This window comes from Streptomyces sp. NPDC021225 (genome assembly GCF_044332865.1).
Taxonomy (GTDB): Bacteria; Actinomycetota; Actinomycetes; order Streptomycetales; family Streptomycetaceae; genus Streptomyces.
This window is the reverse complement of the sequence record NZ_JBIRPV010000007.1, coordinates 203,841-228,610: the sequence shown is the minus strand read 5'-3', so window position 1 is coordinate 228,610 and position 24,770 is coordinate 203,841. Positions and strand designations below refer to the sequence as shown.

The following is a 24,770-nucleotide window of genomic DNA, read 5'->3' as shown; positions in this document are numbered from 1 at the left end:
TACCGCCTCGCGCTTTCACGGCGGCACGGCGTCACGGTTTCACGGCTTCACGGCGCCAGGATGTCCAGCTCCCGCAGCGCGCCGACCGTGATCTCCCGGGTGCACGCCTCCGCCCGCACCGCGTCCCGCGCCCGGATGGCCTCGGCGACCCGGACGTGCAGCGTGACCGCCTCCGGGTCCGGGTCGCTGAACATCACCTGGTGCTGGGTGCGCCCCGTCAGCACCTCCGCGACCACATCGCCGAGCCGCGCGAACATCTCGTTGCCCGAGGCCTTGAGGATCACCCGGTGGAACGCGATGTCGTGGACCAGATAGGCCGCCAGCTGCTGGCCGCGTGAGGTGGCCACCATGTTGAGGGCGTGTTCGGTGATCTCGGCGCACTGCTGGGGCGTGGCGTGCTCGGCGGCCAGCGCCGCCGCGGCCGGTTCGATGGCCGAGCGCAGCGCGGTCAGTGAGCGCAGCTGGCGCGGCCGGTCGGAGCCGGCCAGCCGCCAGCGGATGACCTGCGGGTCGAAGACGTCCCACTCCTCGGTCGGGCGCACCGTGACCCCCACCCGGCGGCGGGACTCCACGAGGTGCATGGACTCCAGCACGCGCACCGCCTCGCGCACGACGGTCCGGGAGACGTCGAAGCGCTCCTCCAGCTCGTCCGTCCGCAGAACGGTGCCGGGCGGGTATTCCCCTGCTGTGATCGCGGGCCCGAGGGATGCCAGCACGCGTGCGTGCAGTCCACGCCCCTGGTTGTCCATGGGCTCACCTTACGTGCCGAGTCGCATCTCAAATAAGTATGACTTTTAGGTCACGGACTCTTGAATACGTCGTACCTGTGGGGTTGAGTGTGCCGCGGCGTCGAGGTCGATGAAGACGGCGCCGGAGAAGACAGTGAGGTATCCATGCAGACCCCCCAGGTTGTCGTCGTCATGGGAGTGTCCGGCACGGGCAAGACCACGGTCGGCGAGCGGCTGGCGGCCGAGCTCGGTGTTCCGTACGCCGAGGCCGACGACTTCCACCCGCCGGCCAACATCGCCAAGATGTCGGCCGGTGTCCCGCTCGACGACGACGATCGGTGGCCCTGGCTGGACGCCATCGGCGTGTGGGCGCACGAACACACCGCGGGTGGCGGGGTGGTCAGCTGCTCCGCGCTCAAGCGCGCCTACCGTGACCGGCTCCGTGCCGCCGCCCCCGATGTCTTCTTCCTCCATCTCACCGGTGACCGCGATCAGATAGCCGCGCGGATGGAGGCCCGCAAGGGCCACTTCTTCACCAGCAAGATGCTCGACTCACAGTTGGCCACCCTCGAACCGCTGCAACCGGACGAGAACGGCGTCGCGGTGGACATCACCCCCGAGCCCGAGACCGTCACGGAGCGCGCCGTCGCCGCACTGCGGCGGCTCGAACCGTAGCGGTAACGCCCGACCCGACCCGTCCTGTCCCGTCCCCGGGCCGCACCTGGCATACCCGGCACAGCCGGATAAACAAACGTACGGCCAAGACACGCACGCAAAGGAAACCTCCGTGACCAGTCTCAGCGTCGAGATGCTGGCAGCGGATCCCGTCGACCCCATCACGTCGGCCGGTCACGCCCAGCTGGGAATCGCCGTCCTCGTCGGCATCGCCGTCATCGTCCTGCTCATCACCAAGTTCAAGCTGCACGCCTTTCTGTCGCTGACCATCGGCTCGCTGGCCCTCGGTGCCGTCGCGGGTGCGCCGCTGGACAAGGCGATCGCCAGCTTCACGACCGGGCTCGGCAGCACGGTCGCGGGAGTCGGCGTGCTGATCGCGCTCGGCTCCATACTCGGCAAGCTCCTCGCGGACTCCGGAGGAGCGGACGAGATCGTCGACACGATCCTCGCCAAGGCGAACAAGCGCACCATGCCGTGGGCGATGGCGCTGATCGCAGGCATCATCGGGCTGCCGCTCTTCTTCGAAGTCGGCATGGTGCTGCTGATCCCGGTCGTGCTGCTGGTGGCCAAGCGCGGCAACTACTCGGTGATGCGCATCGGTATCCCGGCCCTCGCCGGCCTGTCCGTCATGCACGGCCTGGTGCCGCCGCACCCCGGCCCGCTCGCCGCGATCGACGCGGTGAAGGCCAATCTGGGCGTCACCCTGGCGCTGGGCGTGCTGGTCGCGCTGCCCACTGTCGTGATCGCCGGGCCGCTCTTCGCGCGTGTCGCCGCCCGCTGGGTGGATGTCACCCCGCCCGACCGGCTGATCCCGGCCCGTCCCTCGGAGGAGCTGGAGCGTCGCCCCGGCTTCGGGATCACCGTGGCCACGGTGCTGCTGCCCGTGGTCCTGATGCTCGGCAAGGCGCTCGTCGACATCGTCGTGGACGACCCGGCCAACGGCGTCCAGCGGGTCGCGGACGTGGTCGGCTCGCCGCTGATCGCGCTGCTCGCCGCCGTCATCGTCGGGATGTTCACGCTCGGCCGGGCGGCCGGCTTCACCAAGGACCGGCTGACGTCCACGGTCGAGACCTCGCTCGCCCCCATCGCCTCCATCCTGCTGATCGTCGGCGCGGGCGGCGGCTTCAAGGCGACGCTGGTCGACATCGGCGTCGGTCAGATGATCATGGACGTCTCCAAGGACTGGAACGTCTCCGCGCTGCTGCTCGGCTGGCTGATCGCGGTCGGCATCCGGCTGGCGACCGGCTCGGCCACCGTGGCCACGATCTCCGCCGCCGGTCTGATGGGCCCGCTCGCGGCCGATATGAGCACCACGCACACCGCGCTGCTCGTGCTCGCCATCGGCGCCGGGTCGCTGTTCTTCAGCCATGTCAACGACGCCGGGTTCTGGCTGGTCAAGGAGTACTTCGGGATGAGTGTCGGGCAGACCGTGCGGACCTGGTCGGTGATGGAGACCATCATCTCCGTCGTCTCGCTCGGCTTCGTCCTGCTGCTCTCACTGGTCATCTAGCGACCTGGTCATCCAGCGCGACCTGGTCATTCAGCGACCTGGCCGTCCAACGATCCGGCCATCCAGCGATCTATGGGGGAACACACACCCATGACGACACATCCGCTCTTCGACATCGCGGGCCGCACCGCCCTCGTCACCGGCTCCAGCCGGGGCATCGGCCACGCCCTCGCCCGGGGCCTGCTGGAGGCGGGCTGCACGGTGGTGCTCAACGGCCGTGACCCGGCACGCCTCAAGGCCGCGGCGGCCGAACTCGCGGATTCCGTGGAGGCGACGGGGAACACCGCCGCCGTCCACACCGCCGCCTTCGACGTCACCGACGGACCCTCCGTCGTCGCCGGGATCGCCGAGGTGGAGGAGCGGGTCGGCCCGCTCGACATCCTGGTCAACAACGCGGGCATGCAGAACCGCGCCCCGCTGCTGGAGTTCACCGACGCCGACTGGCACCAGATCCTGGACACCAACCTCACCAGCGCGTTCCTGGTGGGCCGCGAGGCCGCCCGGCGGATGACCGAGCGCGGACACGGAAAGATCGTCAACGTCTGCTCGCTCCAGAGCGAGGTGGTGCGCCCCGGCATCGCCCCCTACGCGGCGACCAAGGGCGCGCTGAAGATGCTCACCAAGGGCATGTGCGCCGACTGGGGCCCGTACGGAATCCAGGTCAACGGGCTGGGCCCGGGCTATATCGAGACGGAGCTGACCCGGCCGCTCGTCGAGGACGAGAAGTTCAGCGCCTGGGTGCGCGGACGGACCCCGGCGGGCCGCTGGGGGCGGACCGAGGACCTGGTCGGCGGGCTGCTGTATCTCGCGTCCCCCGCGGCGGACTTCGTCAGCGGGCAGATCCTTTACATAGACGGCGGCATGACGAGCGTGCTCTGAGCACGGAGAGGTATGGGTGGAGACATGGTGCTGGGCTGTGTGATCCATGGGCAGGGCGATCTGCGGATCGACGAGCTCCCCGAGCCGAGTCCGGCTCCCGGGCAGGCCGTCGTCGCGATCCGCTACGGCGGAATCTGCGGATCCGATCTGCACTACCACCGCCACGGCGGGGTCGGTGACTTCCGGCTGAGTGAGCCGATGGTGCTGGGCCACGAGGTCGTCGGCACGGTCGTCGGGTACGGCGAGGGCGCGAGCGGACCCGCGCCCGGCACGCCCGTCGCCGTCCATCCGGCCACGCCCTGCGGGGTGTGCCCGGAGTGCGCGGACGGCCGGGCCCAGGTCTGCCGTGACACCCGCTACCTGGGCAGCGCGGCGCGGACCCCGCACGTCCAGGGCGGCTTCGCGGCCCGTATCGCCGTCCCGGCGGAGCAGCTGCGGGCCCTGCCCGAGGGGCTCGACCTGCGCCGCGCCGCGCTCGCGGAGCCGCTGTCGGTCGCCCTGCACGCGGTGCGGCGCGCCGGTGACCTCAAGGGCCGTCGGGTGCTGGTCACGGGCGCCGGGCCGATCGGCTGTCTGGTCGTGGCCGCCGCGCGGGCGGCGGGCGCCGCGGAGATCACGGTGACCGATCTGCTGCCGCGCGCCCTGGAGTTCGCGGCCTCCGCCGGCGCCACCGCGTGCGTACGGGCCGACGACCCGGACGACCCGAACTGGCCGGACGACGAGGTGGACGTCGCGATCGAGGCGTCCGGTGTGGCGGCCGGCCTGGACACCTGTGTGCGCCGAATACGGCGCGGCGGCGTCGTCGTACAGCTGGGCATGCTGCCGCCCGGGCAGAGCCCGATCGCGGGGAACCTGCTGGTCAGCCGGGAGATCGAGGTGCGCGGGGCGTTCCGCTTCCACACGGAGTTCGACGACGCCCTGCGGCTGCTGGCGGCCGAGCCGTCCCTGGAGGCGCTGATCAGCGCGGTCCGGCCGGTGCAGGAGTCGGTCGACGCCTTCGCGCTGGCCGCCGACCGCAGCCGCTCCTGCAAGGTGCTGCTGGAGTTCGGCGAGAAGTAGAGCTGAGCCGTACGGAGCGGGCGGCGTGGCGGAGCTGACTCCGCCACGCCGTCCGCCGTTTGCGGACGCGGATGCGGACGCGGATGCGCCGCATGCCATGGACATGTCTAGGCCAATCGTGGCAGGCTTTCCGCGGCGCGGGTTGGACAACGTTGTCGGGTCAGCTCGCGCGGCAAGTCAGAACGCACCACGCACCCCCTCCTCAACGGACGTGGAGCCCCTTCCATGAGACGTGCCATCACCTTCTTGAGCGCGATAACCGTCGCCGCCATGGGCTGGACCCTCGGTACCGCCCAGGCCGCTCCCGCGCCGCCCCCGCCGCCCGGGCCCGCGCAGGAGACCTCCTTCTCCGCTGAGCAGCAGCGGTCCGCGCTGCGCTTCTGGACCGCCGAACGCCTCCGCACCGCGCGGGACATGACCGGGCCGCGGCAGACCGGCACCACGGACGCCCGGTCGTCGGCCGCTGGACCGTCGGCGGCCGGACCGCGGGTGACGATCCCCCCGGTGTCCGCGCCCGAATCCGTGTCGCCCTCGGGCGCCGCCCCCTCGGTGGCCGCCTCCTCGCCCACCCCCTGGACCGGGGGCGGCCTGATCAGCACCACGGCGGGCAAGGTGTTCTTCCAGAACGCGTCCGGGGGCACGTTCGCCTGCTCGGCCACCGTCGCCAACGCGGACAACAAGTCCGTCGTCCTCACCGCCGGCCACTGCGTCGTCGACGCGGGCACCGGCGAGGTCTACCGCAACTGGGTCTTCATCCCGGGCTACGCCAACGGCAACCGCCCCTTCGGCACCTTCACCGCCAGGTCGCTCTTCCACCTCGGCCAGTACGTCTCCACGCGCGGCGACGCCAACTGGGACCTCGCCTACGCCGTCATGGGCCAGGTGAGCGGGCGCTCGCTGGTCGACACCGTGGGCGCCCAGGGCATCGCCTTCAACTCGCCCACCGGCCGCCACGTCCACTCCTTCGGCTACGGCGGCTCGGCCGCGGAGGGCAACGGCGAGCGCCTGAACCACTGCGAGGGCGACGAATACCCCGACGCGGGGCGGCCCGGCTCCACGATGTGGGGCATCGACTGCGTACAGACCGGGGGTTCGAGCGGCGGCGGCTTCCTGGCCGACTTCAACACCTCGAACGGCGGCGGCTATCTCATCGGCAACATCAGCGTGAGCGCCGGCAACAACGAGTACCACCCGACGCTCGGGAACGAGGCGCTGGATCTCTACCGTCAGGCGGGCGCGGCGTAGGCCCTGTCCGGCGGATCTTGACGCCTGCGGCGGGCCCACGCGGCGGAGCCCCGCGCGGCGGAGCCGCATATCGACCGCCGCTCGGACACTGCCTCACCCCGCCCCTTCCCGGCCCCTGCCGATATGCGGCTCCGGGGGAAGGGGCGGGGCGGGAAAAGATCCCCCGGACACCTCCTGGCCGCCGAGTCCGGCCAGATAGTCCCGTAGCCCGGCTTCCTCGTCCGCGCGAAACCGATGTACCCATCGGGGCGGACGAGGAAGAGCCCGCGCTCCCCGTAACCGGCCCGGATATGCCCCTCGGGGTCGAGCAGATCGGGCGCCTCCCCATGGGCCAGGGCGAGGCCGACCGGACGGGGTCAATACGTCAATAAGTACGTATACTCATGCGCTCGCCCATGTCCGGGGTGAGGATGACCCGCATGAGGAACACGGTCGCGGTGCTCGCGCTGCTGCCGGTCAACGCCCTGGCCGTGGGCTACGGATGGCTGGCGGTCGGGATGACCGGGTGGGCGGCGAACGCGGACAACCAGGGCGAGCCGTACGAGCCGCCACTGGCCGAGCTGGGCACGGCGTGCGGTGCGGTGGTGATCATCGGCGTCGCCTTGTGGTGCGCCCGGTTGCGACGAGCCGCGGTATTTCAAGCGGTTCCGTTGCTTCCGCTGGTCGCGCTGATGACGGGCTGAACCCTGGGCGGTGTGCGTCAGCTCACGGATGGTGGCCGCGTCTTCCTGCCCGCGCCGAGCACAATGATCGTATGACCCAGCGAATCGACGCGGCGACCGCCCACGCATGGGCGGCCCTGGGCGGCGCGCCGCAACTGCTCCAGACGGTGTCGTACGTCCCGGCCGACGGGGTGCTGCCCTCCCGCCTGCCCGTACGGGAGCTGGCCCGCGCCACCGTCGGCGCGTGCTCGCTTGCCGCCGCCGAGCTCGCGGCGCGGCGGTCCGGGGGAGCGGTGTCCGCCGTACGGGTGTCGGAGGCCGCGGTCGGCACGGCCTTCGTCAGCGAGCGGCATCTGCGGATCGACGGCCGGAAGCCGGTGAACTTCGCGCCGCTGTCCGGCTTCTGGCGCGCGGCCGACGGCTGGGTGCGCACGCACGCCAACTACCCGCACCACCGCGCCCGCCTGCTGGCCGCCCTCGGCATCGCGGACGAAGGCGATGAGAACGCCCTCGCCAAGCGCCTTGCGGAGGAGCTGGCGGGCCGCCCGGCGCAGTGGATCCAGGAGACGGTGTACGAGGCGGGCGGCCTGGCCGTGGCCGTAGCGCCCCCCGCACAGACCGCCCCCGGAGCCGCACCCACGCTGATCGAGTCCCGGCAGGTCGGCGACGCCGCCCCCCGCCCGCTGCCGCCCGCGCCCCTCCCCGCGAGCGGCGTACGGGTCCTCGACCTGACCCGCGTCATCGCCGGGCCCGTGGCCACCCGCACCCTGGCGCTGCTCGGCGCCGATGTGCTGCGTGTCGACTCCCCGCGCCTGCCGGAGGCCCCGGACGCCCACGCCGACACCGGCTTCGGCAAGCGCTCCACCCGGCTGGACCTCGCCGACCCCCGGGACCGGCAGACCTTCGACGAACTCCTCGCCCACGCCGACGCCGTGGTCACCGGCTACCGCCCGGGCGCCCTCGAGCGCCTCGGCCTCGCCCCGGACGCCCTGCTGGAGCGCCGCCCAGGACTCGTCGTCGCCCAGGTGTCGGCCTGGGGCTGGTCCGGCGCCTGGGCCGACCGGCGCGGCTTCGACAGCCTCGTCCAGGCCGCGAGCGGCATCGCCGCCCTCGAAGCCGCCCCCGACGGCCACCCCGGCGCACTCCCCGCCCAGGCCCTGGACCACGGCACCGGCTATCTGCTCGCCGCGGCGGTCCTGCGCGCACTGACCGAGGGCCAGGAGAGCGGCGGCGGACGCCACCTGCGCCTCTCCCTGACCGCCACGGCCTCCTGGCTGATGCACGGCATCACTCCCGCCACCCCCACCACCCCGCCCGGCGACGCCTACGACCCCACCCCCTGGCTGACCGAGCGCCCCGCCCCGTACGGCCGCCTCCGCTACGCCCGCCCACCCCTCGGCCACGCCGACGCCCCGCGCGACTGGTCCCACCCGCCCACGCTCTGGGGCACGGACCGCCCGATGTGGCTCTGACCTCGCGCTACAGGCCGTTGGCGAAGGTGACCGCGGCGACTTCCAGCGTCTTCGGGCCGTCCGCGGTCGGCCGCCGCTCGTCGTCCTCGTCACTCCGTTGCCGCCATGCCTGCCACGCCGCCTTGAGGCCGAGAGCGAGGGGCAGCAGTCCGAGGTAGGGGATGGCCGCCTCGGGCAGGAAGGTCGCGCCGAACGCGGCGGCGACGGCGGCGGCGAGGATGGCGGCGAAGCCGAGGTACTGGCCGAGCACGATCCGGCGACCGGAGCCGCCGTGGGGCTCATGCGATGCCCTGCCAGGCGTCGGCTCCGAAGGTGCCTTTGACATCGGAGGCGATGGTCGTGGGGTTCACCGTGGCCTGGAGGGCGTAGACGGTGGTCTTGCGCGCGCCGCGGACACTGAGGTGTACGGGGTTGTCGCCCGGGTGGGCCGCGAGGATGCGCTTGAGCTCTTTGACGGACTGTTCGGTGACGCGGTGCGAGGGGAGCGAGAGCCTCACGGGTGGCCTGCCGCCGATCTCGGCGGAGGAGATGTCGAGGACGGAGAGTTCGCGACCGAAGATGTTCATGGTTCCGTCCCTGTCTTCGACCTTTCCCTTGACGGCGATGACGTTGTCCTCGGCCAGCGCGTGCTGCACGAGCTGGTATGCGGCGGGGAAGAAGAGAATTTCGATGCCGGCGTCACGGTCCGCGAGGTTCACGATGGCCCAGGCGTTGCCCTGTTTGGTCATCTTGAGCTGAATGCCGGTGATCAGCCCGGAGAGCTGTACGTCCCCGGTGGTGCGGCCGGAGGCGAGCAGTTCGGCGATGGAACAGTCCCGTGCCCGGGAAAGGACGTGCTCGGCGCCGTCCAGCGGGTGGGCCGATACGTACAGGCCCAGCATTTCGCGTTCGGTCGCCAGGAGCTGCCGGCGTGGCCACTCCGTCTCGTCGATGGGGAAGTCGAGACCGAAGGCCGGTTCGCCGCTTCCCTCGCCGCCCAGGTCGGCGAAGAGGTCGTCCTGTCCGTAACTCGCCGCCTTCTTCACGGGGATGATCGTGTCGATGGCGTCCTCGTGGACGGCGGTGAGGCCCTTGCGGGAATGGCCCAGGGAGTCGAAGGTGCCGGCCTTGATCAGGGATTCCACGGCTCGTTTGTTCAGCGCGGGCAGGTCGGCCTTGCCGAGGAAATCGGAGAAGGAGGTGAATTTCCCCCTCCGGCGCGCTTCGACAACGGCCTCGATGACGTTGTCGCCGACGTTGCGTACGGATCGCAGCCCGAACCGTACGTCGTCGCCGACGGCGGTGAACTCGGCGACGGACTCGTTCACGTCCGGCTGGAGGACGCGGACGCCGTTCTTGCGGGCGTCGGCGAGGTAGACCGCGGCCTTGTCCTTGTCGTCGCCGACCGAGGTGAGCAGGGCGGCCATGTACTCGGCCGGGTAGTTGGCCTTGAGGTAGGCGGTCCAGTACGAGACGAGGCCGTAGCCGGCGGTGTGGGACTTGTTGAACGCGTAGCCGGAGAACGGGAGCATGACGTCCCACAGGGCCTTGATGGCTTCCTCGCCGTGCCCATTGCCGCGCATGCCGGAGTGGAACTTGTCCCACTCGGCGGCCAGTACCTCCGGTTTCTTCTTGCCCATCGCACGGCGCAGCAGGTCGGCGCCGCCGAGGGTGTACCCGGCCAGTTCCCGGGCGATGGCCATGATCTGCTCCTGGTAGACGAGCAGATGGAAGGTGTTGCCGAGGATCGGCTCCAGAGCGTCGCGCAGCTCGGGGTGGATCGGGGTGATCTCCTGGCGGCCGGTTTTGCGGTGCGCGTAGTTGGTGTGCGCGTTGGCCGCCATGGGGCCGGGCCGGTAGAGGGCGTTGACCGCGGCGATGTCCTCGAAGCGGGTGGGTTCCATCTGCTTCAGCAGGACGCGCATGCCGCCGCCGTCGAGCTGGAAGACACCGAAGGTGTTGCCCTCGGCCAGCAGCCGGTATGTCGTGGCGTCGTCCAGAGGGATCACGACGGTGGACGGGTCGCCGTCCAGGGGATCCACGGTGGCCAGGCTGATGCCCCGGTTCTCGCGGATGTTCTCGATGGCCTGGTCGATGACGCCCAGGTTCCGCAGCCCCAGGAAGTCCATCTTGATCAGGCCCATGGCCTCGCAGGACGGGTAGTCGAAGCCGGTGATCTTCACGCCGTCCGAGGCACGCATGTGCAGCGGAATGCGGTCGGTGAGCTTCGTTTTGGAAAGGATCACCGCCGCGGCGTGCACTCCCGTGCCGCGGGTGAGGCCCTCCACCCCGCGGGCGGTGTCGAGGACCCGCTTCACATCCTGTTCGTTGTCGTACATCTGCCGGATCTCCCCGGCCTCGCCGTATCGCTCGTGGGAGGGATCGAAGATGGCGGCCAGCGGGGCGGACTTGCCGTTCTGGTCCGGCGGGAGCGCCTTGGTGATCCGCTCGCCGTGGGCGTAGGGATAGCCGAGGATGCGCGAGGAGTCCTTGATCGCGTTCTTGGCCTTGATCTTGCCGAACGTGTTCACCATCGCGGTGTACTCCTCGCCGTACTTCTCGGTGACGTAGCGGACCATCCGGTCGCGCTGACGGTCGTCGAAGTCGAGGTCGACATCCGGCGGGTTGATGCGCTCGGGGTTCAGGAAGCGTTCGAACAGCAGGCCGTGTTGCAGGGGGCACAGCTCCGTGATGCGGGTGGCGTAGGCGACGATCGAGCCGGTGCACGAACCCCGGCCGGGACCGAGCGGGATCCTGTTCTCCCGGGCGTGGCGGCAGATGTCCGCCACGACGAGGAAGTAGGAGCTGAATCCCATGGGGCCGATCACCGACATCTCGGTCTCGAAGCGATCCAGGATGTGCTGGGGGACCGGGTCTCCGTAGCGCATCGCCAGCCCCTTGAGGACTTCCTTGCGCAGCCACGACTCCTGGGTCTCGCCTTCGGGCACGTCCGGGAACCGCGGCATCTCGTCGACGTAGTCGAACACCTCGTCGTAGGACTCGACGCCCTCGGCGATCAGCAGGGTGTTGTCGCAGGCCTCCGGAAGCTCCGAGAACAGGCCGCGCATCTCGGCGGCCGTCTTGAGGTAGTAGCCGGAGCCGTTGAAACGGAAGCGGCCCGGGTCGTCCTTGTTCTTGCCGACGCCGATGCACAGCAGGCTGTCGTGGGCGTCGGCCTGGTCTTCGGTGACGTAGTGCGCGTCATTGGTGGCCAGGAGCGGAAGGTTCAGTTCCGTGGCCAGCCGCAGCAGGCCCTCGCGGACCTCACGCTCGATGTCCAGACCGTGGTCCATCAGCTCCAGGAAGTAGTTCTCGCGGCCGAAGATCTCCTGGTAGGCCGCGGCGGCAGCCTTCGCCTCGTCGTACTGGTTCAGCCGCAGGCGGGTCTGGATCTCGCCGGACGGGCAGCCGGTGGTGGCGATGACGCCGTCCGGCCGCTCGGCGATCAACTCCCGGTCCATGCGCGGCTTTCCGGCGGGGAACTGACCCTGATAGCTGGCCTGCGTGCTGAGCCAGAACAGATTCCGCAGGCCCTGGCTGTTCCGCGCCCACATGGTCATGTGGGTGAAGCGGCCGCCACCGGAGACATCCTTCGATCCCTCGCCGTCCGCGCTCGTGGCGCGACGGCCTCCCGGCCCCCAGAACTCCTGCTTCCGGCCGAACCGAGAGGAAGGCGCCACGTACGCCTCGATGCCGATGATCGGCCTGATCCCCTCGAAGCCCTTCGCGACCTGCGCGAACTCATAGGCACCGAACATGTTGCCGTGGTCGCTCATCGCGATCGCGGGCATCCCCTGCCGGGCCACCTCGCCGAACATCGGCGTCAGCTTCTGCGCGCCGTCCAGCATCGAGTACTCGGTGTGGTTGTGGAGATGAACGAAGGAATCCGGCATGTATGGGTCGCCTCCTGCCGCGCTGGTTGCCAAACCACAGGTTGATCGGAGACATCAAAACGAGCGTGGCGTACTGGAATCAAACAACTATTTCGGTGCTCAGGCTCAACGATTGGTTGTCCATCTAGGATGGGCGGCATGGATCTCACTGCCGTGCGCACCTTCGTCGCCGCCGTGGACGCGGGACAGTTCCAGGAAGCCGCCGCCAACCTGTCGATCACTCCACAGGCTGTGTCCAAGCGCGTCGCCGTGCTGGAGAAGGACCTCGGTGTGCAGTTGTTCAGCCGTACGGCCCGCGGCGCCCGGCTCACCATCGACGGGCAGGCGTTCCTGCCCTACGCCCGCGCTCTCCTCCAAGCCGAGGAACGGGCGGCCGCGTCCGTGCGGCCCGGGCGCCGGGCGTTGCGGGTCGACGTGATCCGCTACCGGGTCTCGGTGGCGGGTCTGCTGCGCGACTTCCACCGCGCGCATCCCGAGACCGAGCTCGATGTCCTGAACCTGTTCGATTTCGACACGGCCATCGCCGCCGTCCGGTCCGGGACGATCGACGCGACCTTCCGCGCCGTGACCATGCCGGGCCGGCAGCTCCCCGACGGAATCGAGGCCACTCCGGTCTTCGACGAACCGCTGTACCTGTTCACCGGGCCGGCCCACGAGTTCGCCGGCGCCCCCGCGATCGCTCCCGCCCAGCTCGCCGGGCGCCGGATCTGGATGCCCGGCAACATGCCCGGCACCGAGTGGGCCGCCTACTACGACGAACTCGCCGCCACGTTCGGTCTCACCATCGACGCGGTCGGCCCGAACTTCGGTGTCGAGCATCTGCTCGACACCATCGCGGACTCCTCGACGCTGGCCACGTTCGTCAGCGAGCAGACCCCGCTCGTCTGGCCCGCCCGCCACGACCTGCGACGCATCCCCCTCCAGGAACCGACCCCGGTCTACCCGCACTCCCTGGTCTGGCGCACCGACAACCCCCACCCCGCCCTGGCCGCCCTGCGCCACCATCTCACCTCCGCGTATCCCGGCCGCGCCGACAACGGCATCTGGACGCCGAAATGGGCCCAGCGCGCTCAGCCTGCACATGCATGAACACGCATGACCGATGTACGTGGCGGTGCCGAGCTGAGCGAATCCGGCCGGGCCACGGGAAGGATCGTGCTGACGGTTCGGTGACCGCTGGCGTACCCACGGTGCCGAAGAGAGCGAGACCACTGGAGAGCGGCATGACTTCTCATGACACCCCAGCCGCCACGCACGCGGCACGGCTGTACGCGCACTTCCTGGACGACGAGAAAGACGGCGCGGGCCGAGGACTGACACTGGCCGAACGGATACAGCAGCAGGTGCCCAACGTCGGCTTCATCGCACGCAACCAGCGTCTCTTTGTGCTGCGGGCGGTGCGTACCGTCGCCGAGCAGTACGGCATCCGGCAGTTCCTGGACATCGGCTCCGGGCTGGACCACGCACCGAACGTCCACGAGGTGGCGCAGGCCGTCGACCCGACCTGCAAGGTCGTCTACGTCGATCGGGACGAGGCGGTCATGGCGAGGCTGTCGGCCACGTGGGAGGGGGACCCCCGGGTCGGCTGCCTCACGGCCGATGCGCGCGATCCCGAGTCGATCCTGCGCTCCCCGGTCGTGAGGAGGAGCATCGACTTCGGTCGGCCTGTCGGGCTGCTCCTGGCCTCGGTCTTCCTGTTCGTCGAGGACGAGGACGATCCGGCCGGCATCATCGAGCGGCTGGTCGGAGAGCTGCCGAGTGGCAGCTATGTGGTCTTTTCGCAGGGCACCCACGACTATGACGGCGACCGGCGCACCGTGGAACTCCTGACCTCCTTGTACGCGGAGGGCGGCGTGACCGTCACACCGCGAGACAAGGCCACCATCGCGGGATTCCTGGAACGGGCCGGCTTGGAGATCCTTGCCCCCGGCATCGTCGCCACCAACCATTGGCGGCCGGACGCGGACGCCCGGCCGGGGGACGAGGCCGACTCCTGCATTCACGCCGCCCTCGCCTACAAGCCGTAGGCACGCTGTTGGTGGAAAGGAATGCGTACATTGCTGTGCTACCCGATCGGGAGTCCATGGTGAGTCTGTCCGGCCAGATACTTCCGCTCGTAGGCGTCGCCCTGGGGGCTGCCATGTCGTTCCTGGTGAGCAGCTTGAACGAGCGGACGAGGTGGCGCAGGCAACAGTCTGTGCGCTGGGACGAGCACCGCTTGACGGCCTATGCCGAGTACGCCCACGCCGTGAAAGAGCTGGCGGCTCGTTACCAGATGATCGCTGCCGCCCGGGGTCTGGTGTCGGGACCCATGCCATGGGAACCCACGCCCGAAGTGCTGGCCGAGGTACGGGAATTGGAGTCGCGCCGCTCCGCGCTGTCGGAGACGCTCGGGCTGCTCGGTGACACGGAGGCGAACACCGCGTCCAGGACACTTGACCACTGCCTGTGGCGGTTGGAGTGTCTGGCCCGCGGTGTCGCCACGGAGGTCGAACAGAACTGGGATCAGGCGTATCAGGAGTTCCGAGAGGCGCGGAGCCGCTACGTAGAACAGGCCCGCGCCAGCCTCGGTGTGTCAGGGGCCGTTGCCCGGGACGTCGCCTGGCCGGCCGCATGGCGTCCCGTGCCCCGGTCATCGTCTTCCCAGTGACGCGGTGCCCGGCACGGGCGCAGTCTCAGCCGCCCTCGCGCCACGGTCCGTGCTGGCTGGGGACACATCAGGACCGCCCACCCCGCCAGGCGGGGGACCGCGACACAGGGGCGGGACCTTGTCCTGGCAGTCGCCCGGTTCATTCGGGTGGTCCGGATCGGCCGCGCATTCCTGGCCGTGCGTGGGCGGGCGCGCGCCTCCTTCGCAGCTGGTGGCCATGCCCCCGGACATTGACCCGTCGCGCCGGGGCGCCTGCCGACCCTTCCGCTTCGACGACGACGCACTCGTCACACCGCACCTGGCCCGGCTCCTCGGCCATGATTCGCCGTTGATGCATCTGCGGCGTCACGGCGAGGTGGGGATGTGCTCGCGCTTCGTCGAGCACACAGAAGAACTGTGGGCCGGTGGCGTTCCCGTCCCCGAGAACTCGGCCGCCCCGCGGTAGCGGCAGTTGGCGGGGGACGGCGGCCTGGACGCGTGGCGCCCGGGCCGCCGGGGCAGCCCGGGGGTCAGCCGTCTTCGCCGGGCGGGGTGCCGCAGCTGGGGCCGCCCGGGCCGTTGAACTGGACCGAGCTGAGGAAGTCCCGGTAGTCGGGGAAGAAGTTGCCCTTGCCGCTCGGGCCGGCGGAGGTGACGACCGTGCAGCCCGTGTAGTTCGCGTCGGACCAGAGGTGGATGGTGGAAGAGGTCCGGTTCCAGTCCGACTTGGCACGGTCGTTCATGCCGAGCGCCGCGAGGTCCGGCGTGTTTCCGTTCAGCTTGATCATGTCGCCGGTGCCGTCGAGCCCCGAGAACATGCAGTAATAGCCGTCAGGACACCGGTCGTACCCGCCGGCCTCGGCCGCGTGGGCCATGGAGGACGGCAGCGCGGTGGCGGACGCGACGGCCACCGATACCAGCAGGGCACGGAACGTGTTCCTCATCTATTTTCCTCCTTGGCCCGAATCGGGCCCAGCGGGTGATGCGCCGAACCAACGGGAGGAGACCCTAGGGCGGGCCGGGCCGTCAGCGCACCCGAACGGCCGTCAACGACCGCTTGATGACAGGAGTCAGGCGTTGCTCCACGAAGCGGTAGAGCAGCCAGGCGAGGACCAGCATCAGCAGGATGGTCAGGGCGAAGGTGCCGTACGAGGGGATGCCCAGCTTCTGGTGGAGCAGCTCGACCACCACCCAGCCCAGGTGTTCATGGACCAGGTAGAAGGGGTAGGTGAGCGCGCCCGCGAGGGTGAGCCAGCGCCAGTTGGCCCACTGGAACTTCCCCAGGGCGATCAGGGCGACCGCGAGATAGCCGAAGGCGACGATGGCGACGATGCCGAGCGTCGAGCGGTAGGAGAAGAAGGAAGGATTCGGCGCGTGCCACAGCTCGGCCACTGCGTAGTGCTGGCCGATGAGGAAGCTGAGGCCGACGATGCCCCAGGCCAGGGCGTCGTGGCCGTAGCGGTGGATCAGGTAGAGGCCCATGCCGCCGATGAAGTACGGGGCGTACTCCGGCATCAGGACCAGCTCGAGGAAGGGCTGGTTCGCGGCGTCCGCGAGGGCGGCGCCCAGGGTCCATACGGCGCAGAAGAGGATGACGCGCCGGCGGTTGGCGCCGGGGAGGACGACGAAGAGCGCGAACAGGGCGTAGAAGCGCAGCTCCGCCCAGAGCGTCCAGCACACGCCCAGCACCCGGTCCGCGCCGATGGGCTGCTGAAGCATGGTGAGGTTGACGAGCGTGTCGCTGGGCGAGACCGACTTGAACGCGATCCAGGGCAGCGCGAAGACGGCGGTGACGATGAGGATCGCGGCCCAGTAGGCGGGGTACAGCCGGGAGACGCGGGAGGCGAAGAAGGAGCGCAGGGGGCGGCCCCAGCCGCTCATGCAGATGACGAAGCCGCTGATGACGAAGAAGATCTGGACGCCGAGGCAGCCGTACGCGAAGTAGGTGGACGCGGTGGGGAACTGCTCGCGGGGGGAGGTGCCCCACGCCTGGCTGATCTCCCCGCCCCGGCCGCCGTAGTGGTACGCGGCGACCATCAGGGCGGCGAGCAGCCGCAGGCCGTCCAGCGCGCGCAGTCGTACGGGCGCGCCGCGGGACGGGCGCGAGCCCTCGGGGGAGGGGGAAGGATTCTGCGGGAGTGCGGGGGGCAGGGGCGCGCGGGGGATATCGGGCCGGTGTCGTCCGCGTCCCCGCCGGCCGGGGTGCTCCCCGAGCCGGTGGACGACGGGGCGGGTGCGCCTGCGGTCGCGGTCATGATGTCACCTCGTTCCGCGTCGCCCCGTCACCCTCAACGCGTATTCGGCCGAGCTCTCTGCCCGTGGTCATGGTGCCGTTTCCGTTCCTTCGCACTCGTCGCCTGTCTGTCCCGTACGGCCCGCTCAGTCCCCCGGTGCACCCGGTTCACCCCGTGGCCGCTCGCTTCAGCGCCGACCGCTTGAGCGCGCGCGCCCGGCGCGCCACGCGGCGCACGGTTTCGTTGCGCGGGATGAAGGCGAGCTGGGAGGGGACCGCGCCGGGCAGGGCGAGTGCCGTGAGGCGGCGGCGCTTGAAGTAGCGCCAGGTGGCGGCGTCCAGGTGGGCGGCGAGGTAGCGCTCGGCGGCGGGGCGCAGATTCGGGTAGATCTTGGCCTGCATGGCGAAGCCGACCGCGCTGACCAGCCCGGTCAGCCGCTGGCCGGTGCGCTCGTCGGTGGGCGGGGTCCAGGCGGCGACGGCCTTGTGGTCCTCGAGGTCGGGCAGCAGCGCGTCGACGATGGTGACCGGGACCCGGTTGCTGTTCTGGTAGGGGGTCAGCCGCTCCAGCAGCACCTCGGTGCCGATCCGGGCGACGGGCAGCCCGTAGAAGACGCTCGCGGTGAGCAGCGCGGTGGAGAAGCAGCCGATGACCAGGGCGGGGGCCATCCGCTGGTACAGCACCTCGGCGAGGACGGGCGTGTCCATGACGGTCAGCTCGGCGCCCAGCTCCGCGGCCTTCTTCTCCAGCATCCGCGACCAGCGGGCCGGCGCGGTGGGGTGCGGCTTGAACACGACGCTGCGGTGGCCGAGGGCCACGGCCCCGCGCAACATCCGCACATGCAGCTCTTCCTCCTCCTGTGGAGTGAGGATGTCGAGCGCGGAGAGGTACTGGCCGAGGATCAGGGCCGGGCCCACGCCGGTGGCGATCCGCTCGCTCGCGGAGGCGACGCTGCGCGGGGCAGCGTCGGTGATCTCGGTGAGCACCTTGGTGAAGACATCGGTCGGGATGATCTCCGGCTCGACGCCGAACTCGGTGAGCAGCAGCGGCCGCAGCCCCGGGACGAGGTCGAGGTGGAGGAGGCGGCGGATGCGGGTGCCGATCAGTGGATCGAGTTTGTTGCGGGTGGGGCCGTAGCTCATCAGCCCGTCGGCGTAGACGTCGATGGGCGCGCCCTGGAAGACATTGGCGATCGCCCCGGCCGGGTTGACCTGGATGGACTCCAGGACGATCTCGATGTCGTCGTCGCCCAGGTTCCACAGCAGCCGCAGATGGCGCTCCCACAGCGGGGCGTCGTCGGCGCGCGGGGACCAGCCGCCCGGGTGGAACGGGCTGATCGTCTCGTTCCAGGACAGGACGCGGTCGAAGCGGCCGCGCAGCCGCTCGAAGCCCGGCATCTCGTCGATGGCGGGCGTGGTCTCGGGCGTCGCGGCGTTGTTGCTGACGAGCAGCAGCCGGCGGTCGGCCGGGCCGATGCGGTCCGAGTCGAGCGCGGCGACGATCGTGGCGGCGCCGTAGAGCGTGGAGGCGAGGAAGATCTGGGTGCGCTTGCGGGGGGCGCGGGGCGCCCGGGCGGACCCGGCGGCTCCGGCGGGGACGAGGGCGGACATCAGGCCGCCACCTCCGTCACCGGGCGGCGCTTGAGCCGGCGCAGCCGGGCGGCGCGCTCGTAGTCCATCGAGTCCAGCGCTTCTTTGAGTACGTCCTGTGGCATGCGCTTCATGGCGGCCGCGGACATGGAACGCAGTTTCCTGGCCACGGTCGGCTCGAACCTTTCGATGTTGCCGAGATGGTGGGAAATGATCGCGCAATAGGTGCGCACGGCCTTCGGGAGAAGATCGGCCGCGTCCCGGTCCTGGGCCGTTTCTTCGATTACCTGATCGAATGCGCGAATGAAGTCGAGCTGCCGTACGTCGCCGATCTGGGTCAGGGAGGAGGCGACGCCGCGTCGGTAGAAGACGCCGAGCAGTCCGACCACCGCGAATGAGCTCGCCTCGCGGTGCAGCTTCCAGATCCAGGGGCGGTCCTCGGCGGTGCGCAGACCGTGGGTGAAGTGCAGCAGGCCCTGGTCGGCCAGGCGGCGGTGGTAGATGCCCGCCCAGGCGTAGGCGTAGTCGACGGAGGTGGAGCGGTCGGCGGGGAGGATGACGTCGCGCGGGTTCATGACGACGTTGCGCAGACCGTGCGGCACGCGGTGGATCGTGCGCGCCCGGCCGGTGCACTGGACATGGTCGGTGCGCACGAAGTCGCACCCCAAGTCCTCGATGGACGCGAGGAGTTGCTCGTAGTAGCCGGGGGCGAGCCAGTCGTCGCCGTCGAGGAAGGTGAGGTACTCGCCGCGGGCCGCGTCCAGGCCGGTGTTACGGGCGGTGGCGAGCCCCCCGTTCTTCTCGTGACGCACGTAGACGGCCCCCGGAAGATCGCGCTCGGCGCGCTCCAGGATCTCCGGCGTCCCGTCGGTGGCACAGTCGTCGACGAGAATGAATTCGAAGTCCGCACGCGCGTTCGCACGCAGACTTCTCAGCGTATCGGGGGCATAGGTCTGCACGTTGTAGAACGGCACGATGACGGAGAGCTTAACCACTCGCGTGACGGTAGGTCGCCGTCTGGCATTCGGCTTGACGAGGGGTGTACGTGAAGGTGAACGAAGGACGTCAGGACGGTTAACCCGCCGCCCCTGTCACCACATTTACGCGGTTGACCGGGGGCTTCGACCGACTTCCCGACAGCTTCCGGAAGACTTCCCGACGGCTTTCCGAAGGGCTCCCGTCGGTTCCCGTCGGCCGATTCGCCAAGCGTCGATGTTCTGTTAACCCTTTGTTGCTCCTGAGTTGGGCCGCGAATCGAAATCGCTTCCTAGCGTCAACGTCGTGCCCTCACGTACCAATTCCCCCCTACGAGTCGCCGTGCTCGCGGACTCCGACACCCGGTGGAAATGGGGCGCGCTCACCGCGCACCGCCTCGTACCGGATGACCTGGACTCCGCCTCCGCCCGCCGCATGGACGGCTTCCTGCTGCGCGGCCGGGCCACGCCGACGGTCCGGCAGCTCGCCGAGGTCGGGGTGCGGGCGGACTCGCTGCGTGAGGTGACGGGGGTCGAGTTCGTCGCGGCGATGGACCGCGAGCGGTACGACGTGATCGTACTTTCCCTGGTCGGCGGCGCCGTCCAGGCCATGCTGCACGGCCTCGCCCGCGCCTGGGAGGGCGCGCCGCGCCGCCCCGTCGTGGTCACCGGCTATGTGGGCGTGGTCTACGAGAAGCTCGCCGACGGCCTGCTGCTGCGGCACGGCGCGGATGTCGTCCTCGCGAACTCCCGCCATGACGCGGAGCGGTTCCGCGACGTCTACACGGGCGTCGGCGCGTCGGCGGACAGCGTCGTGGAGTGCGCGCTGCCGTTCCTCGGGGGCGCCCCGTACGACGAGAAGGCGCGCGAGGGGCGGGCCCACCCCGGCGGCACCGTGGTCTTCGCGGTCCAGCCGTCCGTCCCGGACAACCGCACCGACCGGATGTACCTGCTGCGCCGCGCCGTGGAGCACGCCCGGGCGCACCCTGACCGCGAGGTCCTGGTCAAGCTGCGCAGCAAGCCCGGTGAGCACACCACGCACATCGAGGAGCTGCCGTACCAGAAGCTGGTCGGCAAGCTCGGCGACGGCGTGCCGAAGAACTTCCGCCTCGCCTACGGGAACATGGGCGAGGTCCTGGACACCACGGACCTGCTGGTGACGGTCAGCTCCACGGCCGCCCTGGAGTCCCTGCACCGCGGCATCCCGACCGCCGTCCTCACCGACCTCGGGGTGCGCGAGGTGCTGGGCAACCACCACTTCCTCGGCTCCGGCTGCCTCGCCTCCTGGGACCAGCTGGACGCGGGCCACCTCCCCGAGCCCGACCCCGAGTGGGTGAGCCGCCAGGGCGTCGCGGCCGACGGCGCGTACGAGACGGCCTTCGACGCCGCACGCGAGCGGGTCGCCGAGCTGGCCGCGGCGGAGCAGCTGCCGCCGCTCGCCCCCTACTACACGCGCGTCACCGCGCCCGGCTATCTGCCCGCGAGGCTCGCCCGGTACGGCTTCGAGCCGGACGGCCGGCCCCGGCCGGGCGCGGCGGCCGGGGACGACGCGCAGGTCAGCGGGTTGCGGCGGGTCGTACGCAACACCATGCGGGAGGCGGCGCGCGGCGCCTACCGGCACGGCGTCCAGCGCGTGGCGCCGGTGATCCGGCGGATGGGGGAGCTGTGAGCACCCCAGCGGGTCACCCCACCGCAGCCGGCCTCGTGCACCCCCCACGCGAAAACCCCGAAGGCACTGAAGGAGCCGCCATGTCCCCCTCCGACCGGCGTGTGGTCGCCGTGATCCCCGCCCGAGGCGGTTCGAAGGGCGTGCCCGCCAAGAACCTGGCCGCCGTGGGGGGCGTGCCGCTCGTCGCGCGCGCCGTCCGGGAGTGCCGGGCGAGCCGCCTGGTGACGGACGTGATCGTGTCCACCGACGACGCGGGCATCGCCGCCGTGGCCCGCGGCGCGGGCGCGGAGGTCGTCCAGCGGCCCACCGCCATCGCGGGTGACACCGCGACCAGCGAGGCCGCCGTGCTCCACGCGCTCGACGCGTACGAGGCGATCCACGGGTTCTCCGCGGAGGTGGTGCTGCTGGTGCAGTGCACCAGCCCGTTCATCGTCCGCGAGGACGTGGACGGCGTCGCCGAGGCGGTGCTGGACGGCGGGGCGGACACCGCGCTGACCGTGGCCCCGTTCCACGGCTTCGTCTGGCGGGACGCCGAGGACGGGACCGACGCGGACGCCGAAACGACGGCCGACGGCGGGTACGGCGTCAACCACGACAAGTCGTACCGGCCGCGCCGCCAGGACCGGCCGCAGGACCTGCTGGAGACCGGCGCCGCGTACGCGATGCGCGTCGAGGGGTTCCGCGCCGAGCGGCACCGCTTCTTCGGCCGCACCGCGCTGGTGCGCACCGACGCCGCCCGCGTCCTGGAGATCGACGACCCGCACGACCTGGCGCGGGCCCGCGCCCTCGCGCCCCTCCTCGACGCCCCGCGCCCCGGTGCGCTCCCCACCCGCGACGACATCGACGCGGTGGTACTCGACTTCGACGGCACCCAGACGGACGACAAGGTGCTGATCGACTCCGAAGGACGCGAACTCGTCGCCGTGCACCGCGGCGACGGGCTCGGGATCGCCGCCCTGCGCCGCGCTGAGCTGGCGCTGCTGATCCTGTCCACGGAGCAGAACCCGGTCGTCGCCGCACGCGCCCGCAAGCTGCGGGTCCCCGTGCTGCACGGCATCGACCGGAAAGACCTCGCGCTGAAGCAGTGGTGCGAGGAGCAGGGCATCGCGCCGGAGCGCGTGCTCTATGTCGGCAACGACGTCAACGACCTCCCGTGCTTCGGCCTCGTCGGCTGGCCCGTGGCGGTCGCAGGTGCGCACGACGTCGTGCGCGGCGCCGCACGCGCGGTCACCTCCACGCCCGGAGGTGACGGTGCGATCCGCGAGATCGCCTCGTGGATTCTTGGAAAGGAACTGTCTTAAGTGAGCTCCAACAATCGCCTCCGTACGCTCGGTGACAAGATCGCCGGCCCCGGCCACCCGGTCTACGTCACCGGTGAGATCGGCATCAACCACAACGGCGACCTGGAGAACGCGTTCAAGCTGATCGACGCTGCCGCGGACGCCGGCTGTGACGCGGTCAAGTTCCAGAAGCGCACCCCGGAGATCTGCACCCCGCGCGACCAGTGGGACATCGAGCGGGACACCCCCTGGGGCCGGATGACCTACATCGACTACCGGCACCGCGTCGAGTTCGGCGAGGACGAGTACCGCGCCATCGACGAGCACTGCAAGAAGCGCGGGCTCGCCTGGTTCGCCTCCCCGTGGGACACCGAGGCCGTCGCCTTCCTGGAGAAGTTCGACGTCCCCGCCCACAAGGTGGCCTCCGCCTCGCTGACCGACGACGAGCTGCTGCGCGCCCTGCGCGCGACCGGCCGCACGATCATCCTGTCGACGGGCATGTCCACCCCGAAGCAGATCCGCCACGCGGTGGAGGTGCTGGGCAGCGACAACATCCTGCTCTGCCACGCCACCTCGACGTACCCGGCCAAGGCCGAGGAGCTCAACCTGCGCGTGATCAACACGCTTCAGGCCGAGTACCCGAACGTGCCGATCGGCTACTCGGGCCACGAGACCGGTCTCCAGACCACCCTCGCCGCCGTCGCGCTCGGCGCGACCTTCATCGAGCGCCACATCACCCTGGACCGCGCTATGTGGGGCTCGGACCAGGCCGCCTCGGTCGAGCCGCAGGGCCTCCAGCGCCTGGTGCGCGACATCCGCACCATCGAGGAGTCGCTGGGCGACGGCGTCAAGAAGGTCTACGAGAGCGAGCTCGGGCCGATGAAGAAGCTGCGCCGTGTCGCGGGCGTCGTCGCCGAGGGCGAGTCCGCCGAGCGCGAGCCGGTCGGGGTCTGACCGTCCGGTCGGAGCCAAAGAGGTCCAACCAAGGGGCCTGAGAGGGCCATGAGGACTAAGAGGTCCGAGAGGGCCAAGAGGTCTGAGAGGTCCGAGAGGGTCATGAGGTCCAAGAGGCCAAGGAGCCGTCTGCTGTGAACTCATCGGCCGGTCAGCCCGGCCCACACCCGGAAGCGGCGGGTCCCCGTGACTCGTCGGGGGCTGCCCGCCGCTTCCGGGCCCTGCCCCGGGACGCCGCGGAGCGTGCCGCACGTCCCGGTACCACCGGCGCCGGCTCCGGCGCCACCCTGGCCTTCGTCGAGAGCCCGGTCCAGCTGCTGAACGTCCTGGAGTGGGCGCATACGGCCGGGGCCGACCCCGACGGGCTCACGGTCGTGGTGCTGTCGCCGCACGACCCGATGACGCGCGGTCAGCTGCGCCGTATGGCGGAGCTCGCGCGGGACGAGGGCTTCGCGGTGCGGTGGGAGGAGGCGCGCGGCGGGGCGGGCGCGCCGCTGAAGACGATCGGGGGGCTGCGCGGGCCGCTGCGCCGCGCCGACCGGATCGTCATCGGCGATCCGTTCTCGCGCTATGTGCAGCTGCTGCTCATGCTCACCCGCGCCCGGGACCTGGTCGTCGTCGACGACGGCACGGCCACCATGGAGTTCGTCTCCCAACTGGCCAGCGGTGAGCCCCTGGTGCGCTGGCACCGGCGCGGCACCGGCCGGGGGGCGCGCGAGATGGTGTTCGCTCCGGTGTCCGCGAACGCGCGTCGTCGGCTCACCCCAGGTGGCGACCGGCGCGTCGAGGTGTTCAGCTCGATGCCCGTCGAGCCGCCCGCCGGGGTGACGGTCACGGCCAACTCCTTCGCCTGGACCCGGGACCGCTTCGGCCCGCCGACGCTCACCCGGGGCACCGACCTGGTGGGCACCTCCCTGGTGGAGACCGGGGTGGTGGACCTGGAGCGCTATCTGGAGGCGGTGGCCTCCCTGGCCCGTACGCACGGGGCGACCCGCTACTTCGCGCACCGCCGCGAGAGCGCCGAGAAGCTCCACCGGGTCTCGGTCGAGATCGGGCTGGAGATCGTACGGCCGGACCTGCCGCTGGAGCTGATAGCCCGCCGCGGCCCCATCGGCCATACGATCGTGAGCTTCCCGTCGACCGTCGTGCACACGCTGCCGCTCGCGCTCGTGGGCACGGGGGTCAAGGTCGCGGTCTGCGATGTGGACCCCGCCTGGCTGCGCAGCGACGCCTCGCCGCGCGCCCAGGGGTTTCTGTCGGGGGTCACCGGCACCGCCCGGGACGCGCACCGGCTGCGGTCGATGCCCGCGTCGGCGGCGCCGTGAGCGGCGGGTCCGGG

Annotated in this window: 21 protein-coding genes and 1 pseudogene; 15 read left to right on the top strand and 7 right to left on the bottom strand. The window is 70.7% G+C overall.

Going from position 1 to position 24,770, the window contains the following annotated elements:
• Positions 1–47: 47 nt before the first annotated feature.
• Positions 48–749 carry an FCD domain-containing protein gene (locus tag ACH4S9_RS29875; protein ID WP_358847023.1) on the bottom strand — a complete coding sequence of 234 codons (702 nt, stop codon included), beginning with the start codon at positions 747–749 and terminating at the stop codon, positions 48–50.
• 144 nt (positions 750–893) lie between these two features.
• Between ACH4S9_RS29875 and ACH4S9_RS29870 the strand changes: the two genes are divergently transcribed.
• From ACH4S9_RS29870 to ACH4S9_RS29840, 7 genes are all read left to right on the top strand, one after another.
• Positions 894–1,403 (top strand): gluconokinase, encoded by a 510-nt coding sequence (locus ACH4S9_RS29870; protein ID WP_358847022.1) that lies wholly within the window; start codon positions 894–896, stop codon positions 1,401–1,403.
• Between the two features lie 112 nt (positions 1,404–1,515).
• Complete coding sequence (locus tag ACH4S9_RS29865; RefSeq protein ID WP_398374577.1) at positions 1,516–2,913, top strand: GntP family permease; 1,398 nt, start codon at positions 1,516–1,518, stop codon at positions 2,911–2,913.
• A 90-nt stretch (positions 2,914–3,003) separates the two neighbouring features.
• Positions 3,004–3,792 (top strand): SDR family oxidoreductase, encoded by a 789-nt coding sequence (locus ACH4S9_RS29860; RefSeq protein ID WP_311724249.1) that lies wholly within the window; start codon positions 3,004–3,006, stop codon positions 3,790–3,792.
• Positions 3,793–3,816: 24 nt separating this feature from the next.
• Positions 3,817–4,851 (top strand): L-idonate 5-dehydrogenase, encoded by a 1,035-nt coding sequence (locus ACH4S9_RS29855; RefSeq protein WP_398374888.1) that lies wholly within the window; start codon positions 3,817–3,819, stop codon positions 4,849–4,851.
• 225 nt (positions 4,852–5,076) lie between these two features.
• Positions 5,077–6,096: a trypsin-like serine peptidase gene (locus ACH4S9_RS29850; RefSeq protein WP_385340954.1), complete on the top strand. Its 1,020-nt coding sequence runs from the start codon at positions 5,077–5,079 to the stop codon at positions 6,094–6,096.
• Positions 6,097–6,515: 419 nt separating this feature from the next.
• Positions 6,516–6,779 (top strand): hypothetical protein, encoded by a 264-nt coding sequence (locus tag ACH4S9_RS29845; RefSeq protein ID WP_398374574.1) that lies wholly within the window; start codon positions 6,516–6,518, stop codon positions 6,777–6,779.
• Between the two features lie 71 nt (positions 6,780–6,850).
• A complete protein-coding gene (locus tag ACH4S9_RS29840; RefSeq protein ID WP_398374573.1) occupies positions 6,851–8,230 on the top strand; it encodes a CoA transferase in 1,380 nt (459 codons plus the stop codon).
• A gap of 7 nt (positions 8,231–8,237) precedes the next feature.
• On the opposite strand, the gene ACH4S9_RS29835 is transcribed toward ACH4S9_RS29840, so the two are convergent.
• Positions 8,238–8,480, bottom strand: a complete 243-nt coding sequence (locus ACH4S9_RS29835; RefSeq protein ID WP_398374571.1) for a hypothetical protein — start codon at positions 8,478–8,480, stop codon at positions 8,238–8,240.
• Positions 8,481–8,508: 28 nt separating this feature from the next.
• Positions 8,509–12,102: a DNA polymerase III subunit alpha gene (dnaE, locus tag ACH4S9_RS29830; RefSeq protein WP_398374569.1), complete on the bottom strand. Its 3,594-nt coding sequence runs from the start codon at positions 12,100–12,102 to the stop codon at positions 8,509–8,511.
• A 138-nt stretch (positions 12,103–12,240) separates the two neighbouring features.
• On the opposite strand from dnaE, the gene ACH4S9_RS29825 reads away from it, so the two are divergent.
• From ACH4S9_RS29825 to ACH4S9_RS29810, 4 genes and pseudogenes are all read left to right on the top strand, one after another.
• On the top strand, positions 12,241–13,191 hold the full coding sequence (locus ACH4S9_RS29825; protein ID WP_398374567.1) for a LysR family transcriptional regulator: 951 nt from the start codon (positions 12,241–12,243) through the stop codon (positions 13,189–13,191).
• Between the two features lie 134 nt (positions 13,192–13,325).
• Complete coding sequence (locus ACH4S9_RS29820) at positions 13,326–14,129, top strand: SAM-dependent methyltransferase (RefSeq protein ID WP_398374565.1); 804 nt, start codon at positions 13,326–13,328, stop codon at positions 14,127–14,129.
• Positions 14,130–14,242: 113 nt separating this feature from the next.
• Positions 14,243–14,752 (top strand): hypothetical protein, encoded by a 510-nt coding sequence (locus ACH4S9_RS29815; protein WP_398374563.1) that lies wholly within the window; start codon positions 14,243–14,245, stop codon positions 14,750–14,752.
• A 262-nt stretch (positions 14,753–15,014) separates the two neighbouring features.
• Positions 15,015–15,197 (top strand): annotated as a pseudogene (locus ACH4S9_RS29810) (XRE family transcriptional regulator); the annotation flags it as partial.
• 64 nt (positions 15,198–15,261) lie between these two features.
• Here ACH4S9_RS29810 and ACH4S9_RS29805 read toward each other — a convergent pair.
• The 4 genes from ACH4S9_RS29805 to ACH4S9_RS29790 form a co-directional block, all read right to left on the bottom strand.
• The gene (locus ACH4S9_RS29805; RefSeq protein ID WP_398374562.1) at positions 15,262–15,675 is read right to left on the bottom strand and encodes a peptidase inhibitor family I36 protein; all 414 of its coding nucleotides are present in this window, start codon (positions 15,673–15,675) and stop codon (positions 15,262–15,264) included.
• A gap of 82 nt (positions 15,676–15,757) precedes the next feature.
• Positions 15,758–16,882: an acyltransferase family protein gene (locus tag ACH4S9_RS29800; RefSeq protein WP_398374886.1), complete on the bottom strand. Its 1,125-nt coding sequence runs from the start codon at positions 16,880–16,882 to the stop codon at positions 15,758–15,760.
• Between the two features lie 250 nt (positions 16,883–17,132).
• Positions 17,133–18,575 carry a polysialyltransferase family glycosyltransferase gene (locus ACH4S9_RS29795; RefSeq protein WP_361183869.1) on the bottom strand — a complete coding sequence of 481 codons (1,443 nt, stop codon included), beginning with the start codon at positions 18,573–18,575 and terminating at the stop codon, positions 17,133–17,135.
• On the bottom strand, positions 18,575–19,549 hold the full coding sequence (locus ACH4S9_RS29790) for a glycosyltransferase family 2 protein (RefSeq protein ID WP_311724228.1): 975 nt from the start codon (positions 19,547–19,549) through the stop codon (positions 18,575–18,577). The genes ACH4S9_RS29795 and ACH4S9_RS29790 overlap by 1 nt, the downstream gene beginning before the upstream one ends.
• Before the next feature lie 322 nt (positions 19,550–19,871).
• On the opposite strand from ACH4S9_RS29790, the gene ACH4S9_RS29785 reads away from it, so the two are divergent.
• The 4 genes from ACH4S9_RS29785 to ACH4S9_RS29770 all read left to right on the top strand — a co-directional run bounded on the left by ACH4S9_RS29785 (position 19,872) and on the right by ACH4S9_RS29770 (position 24,756).
• Entirely contained in the window at positions 19,872–21,197 is a 1,326-nt protein-coding gene (locus ACH4S9_RS29785; RefSeq protein WP_398374885.1) for a DUF6716 putative glycosyltransferase, read from the top strand.
• A gap of 80 nt (positions 21,198–21,277) precedes the next feature.
• Positions 21,278–22,498, top strand: coding sequence for an acylneuraminate cytidylyltransferase (locus ACH4S9_RS29780; protein ID WP_311724226.1), 1,221 nt, complete (start codon positions 21,278–21,280; stop codon positions 22,496–22,498).
• Positions 22,499–23,431 carry an N-acetylneuraminate synthase family protein gene (locus tag ACH4S9_RS29775; RefSeq protein ID WP_311724225.1) on the top strand — a complete coding sequence of 311 codons (933 nt, stop codon included), beginning with the start codon at positions 22,499–22,501 and terminating at the stop codon, positions 23,429–23,431.
• Between the two features lie 221 nt (positions 23,432–23,652).
• Positions 23,653–24,756 (top strand): hypothetical protein, encoded by a 1,104-nt coding sequence (locus ACH4S9_RS29770; RefSeq protein ID WP_385341080.1) that lies wholly within the window; start codon positions 23,653–23,655, stop codon positions 24,754–24,756.
• The last annotated feature ends 14 nt before the right edge of the window (positions 24,757–24,770 follow it).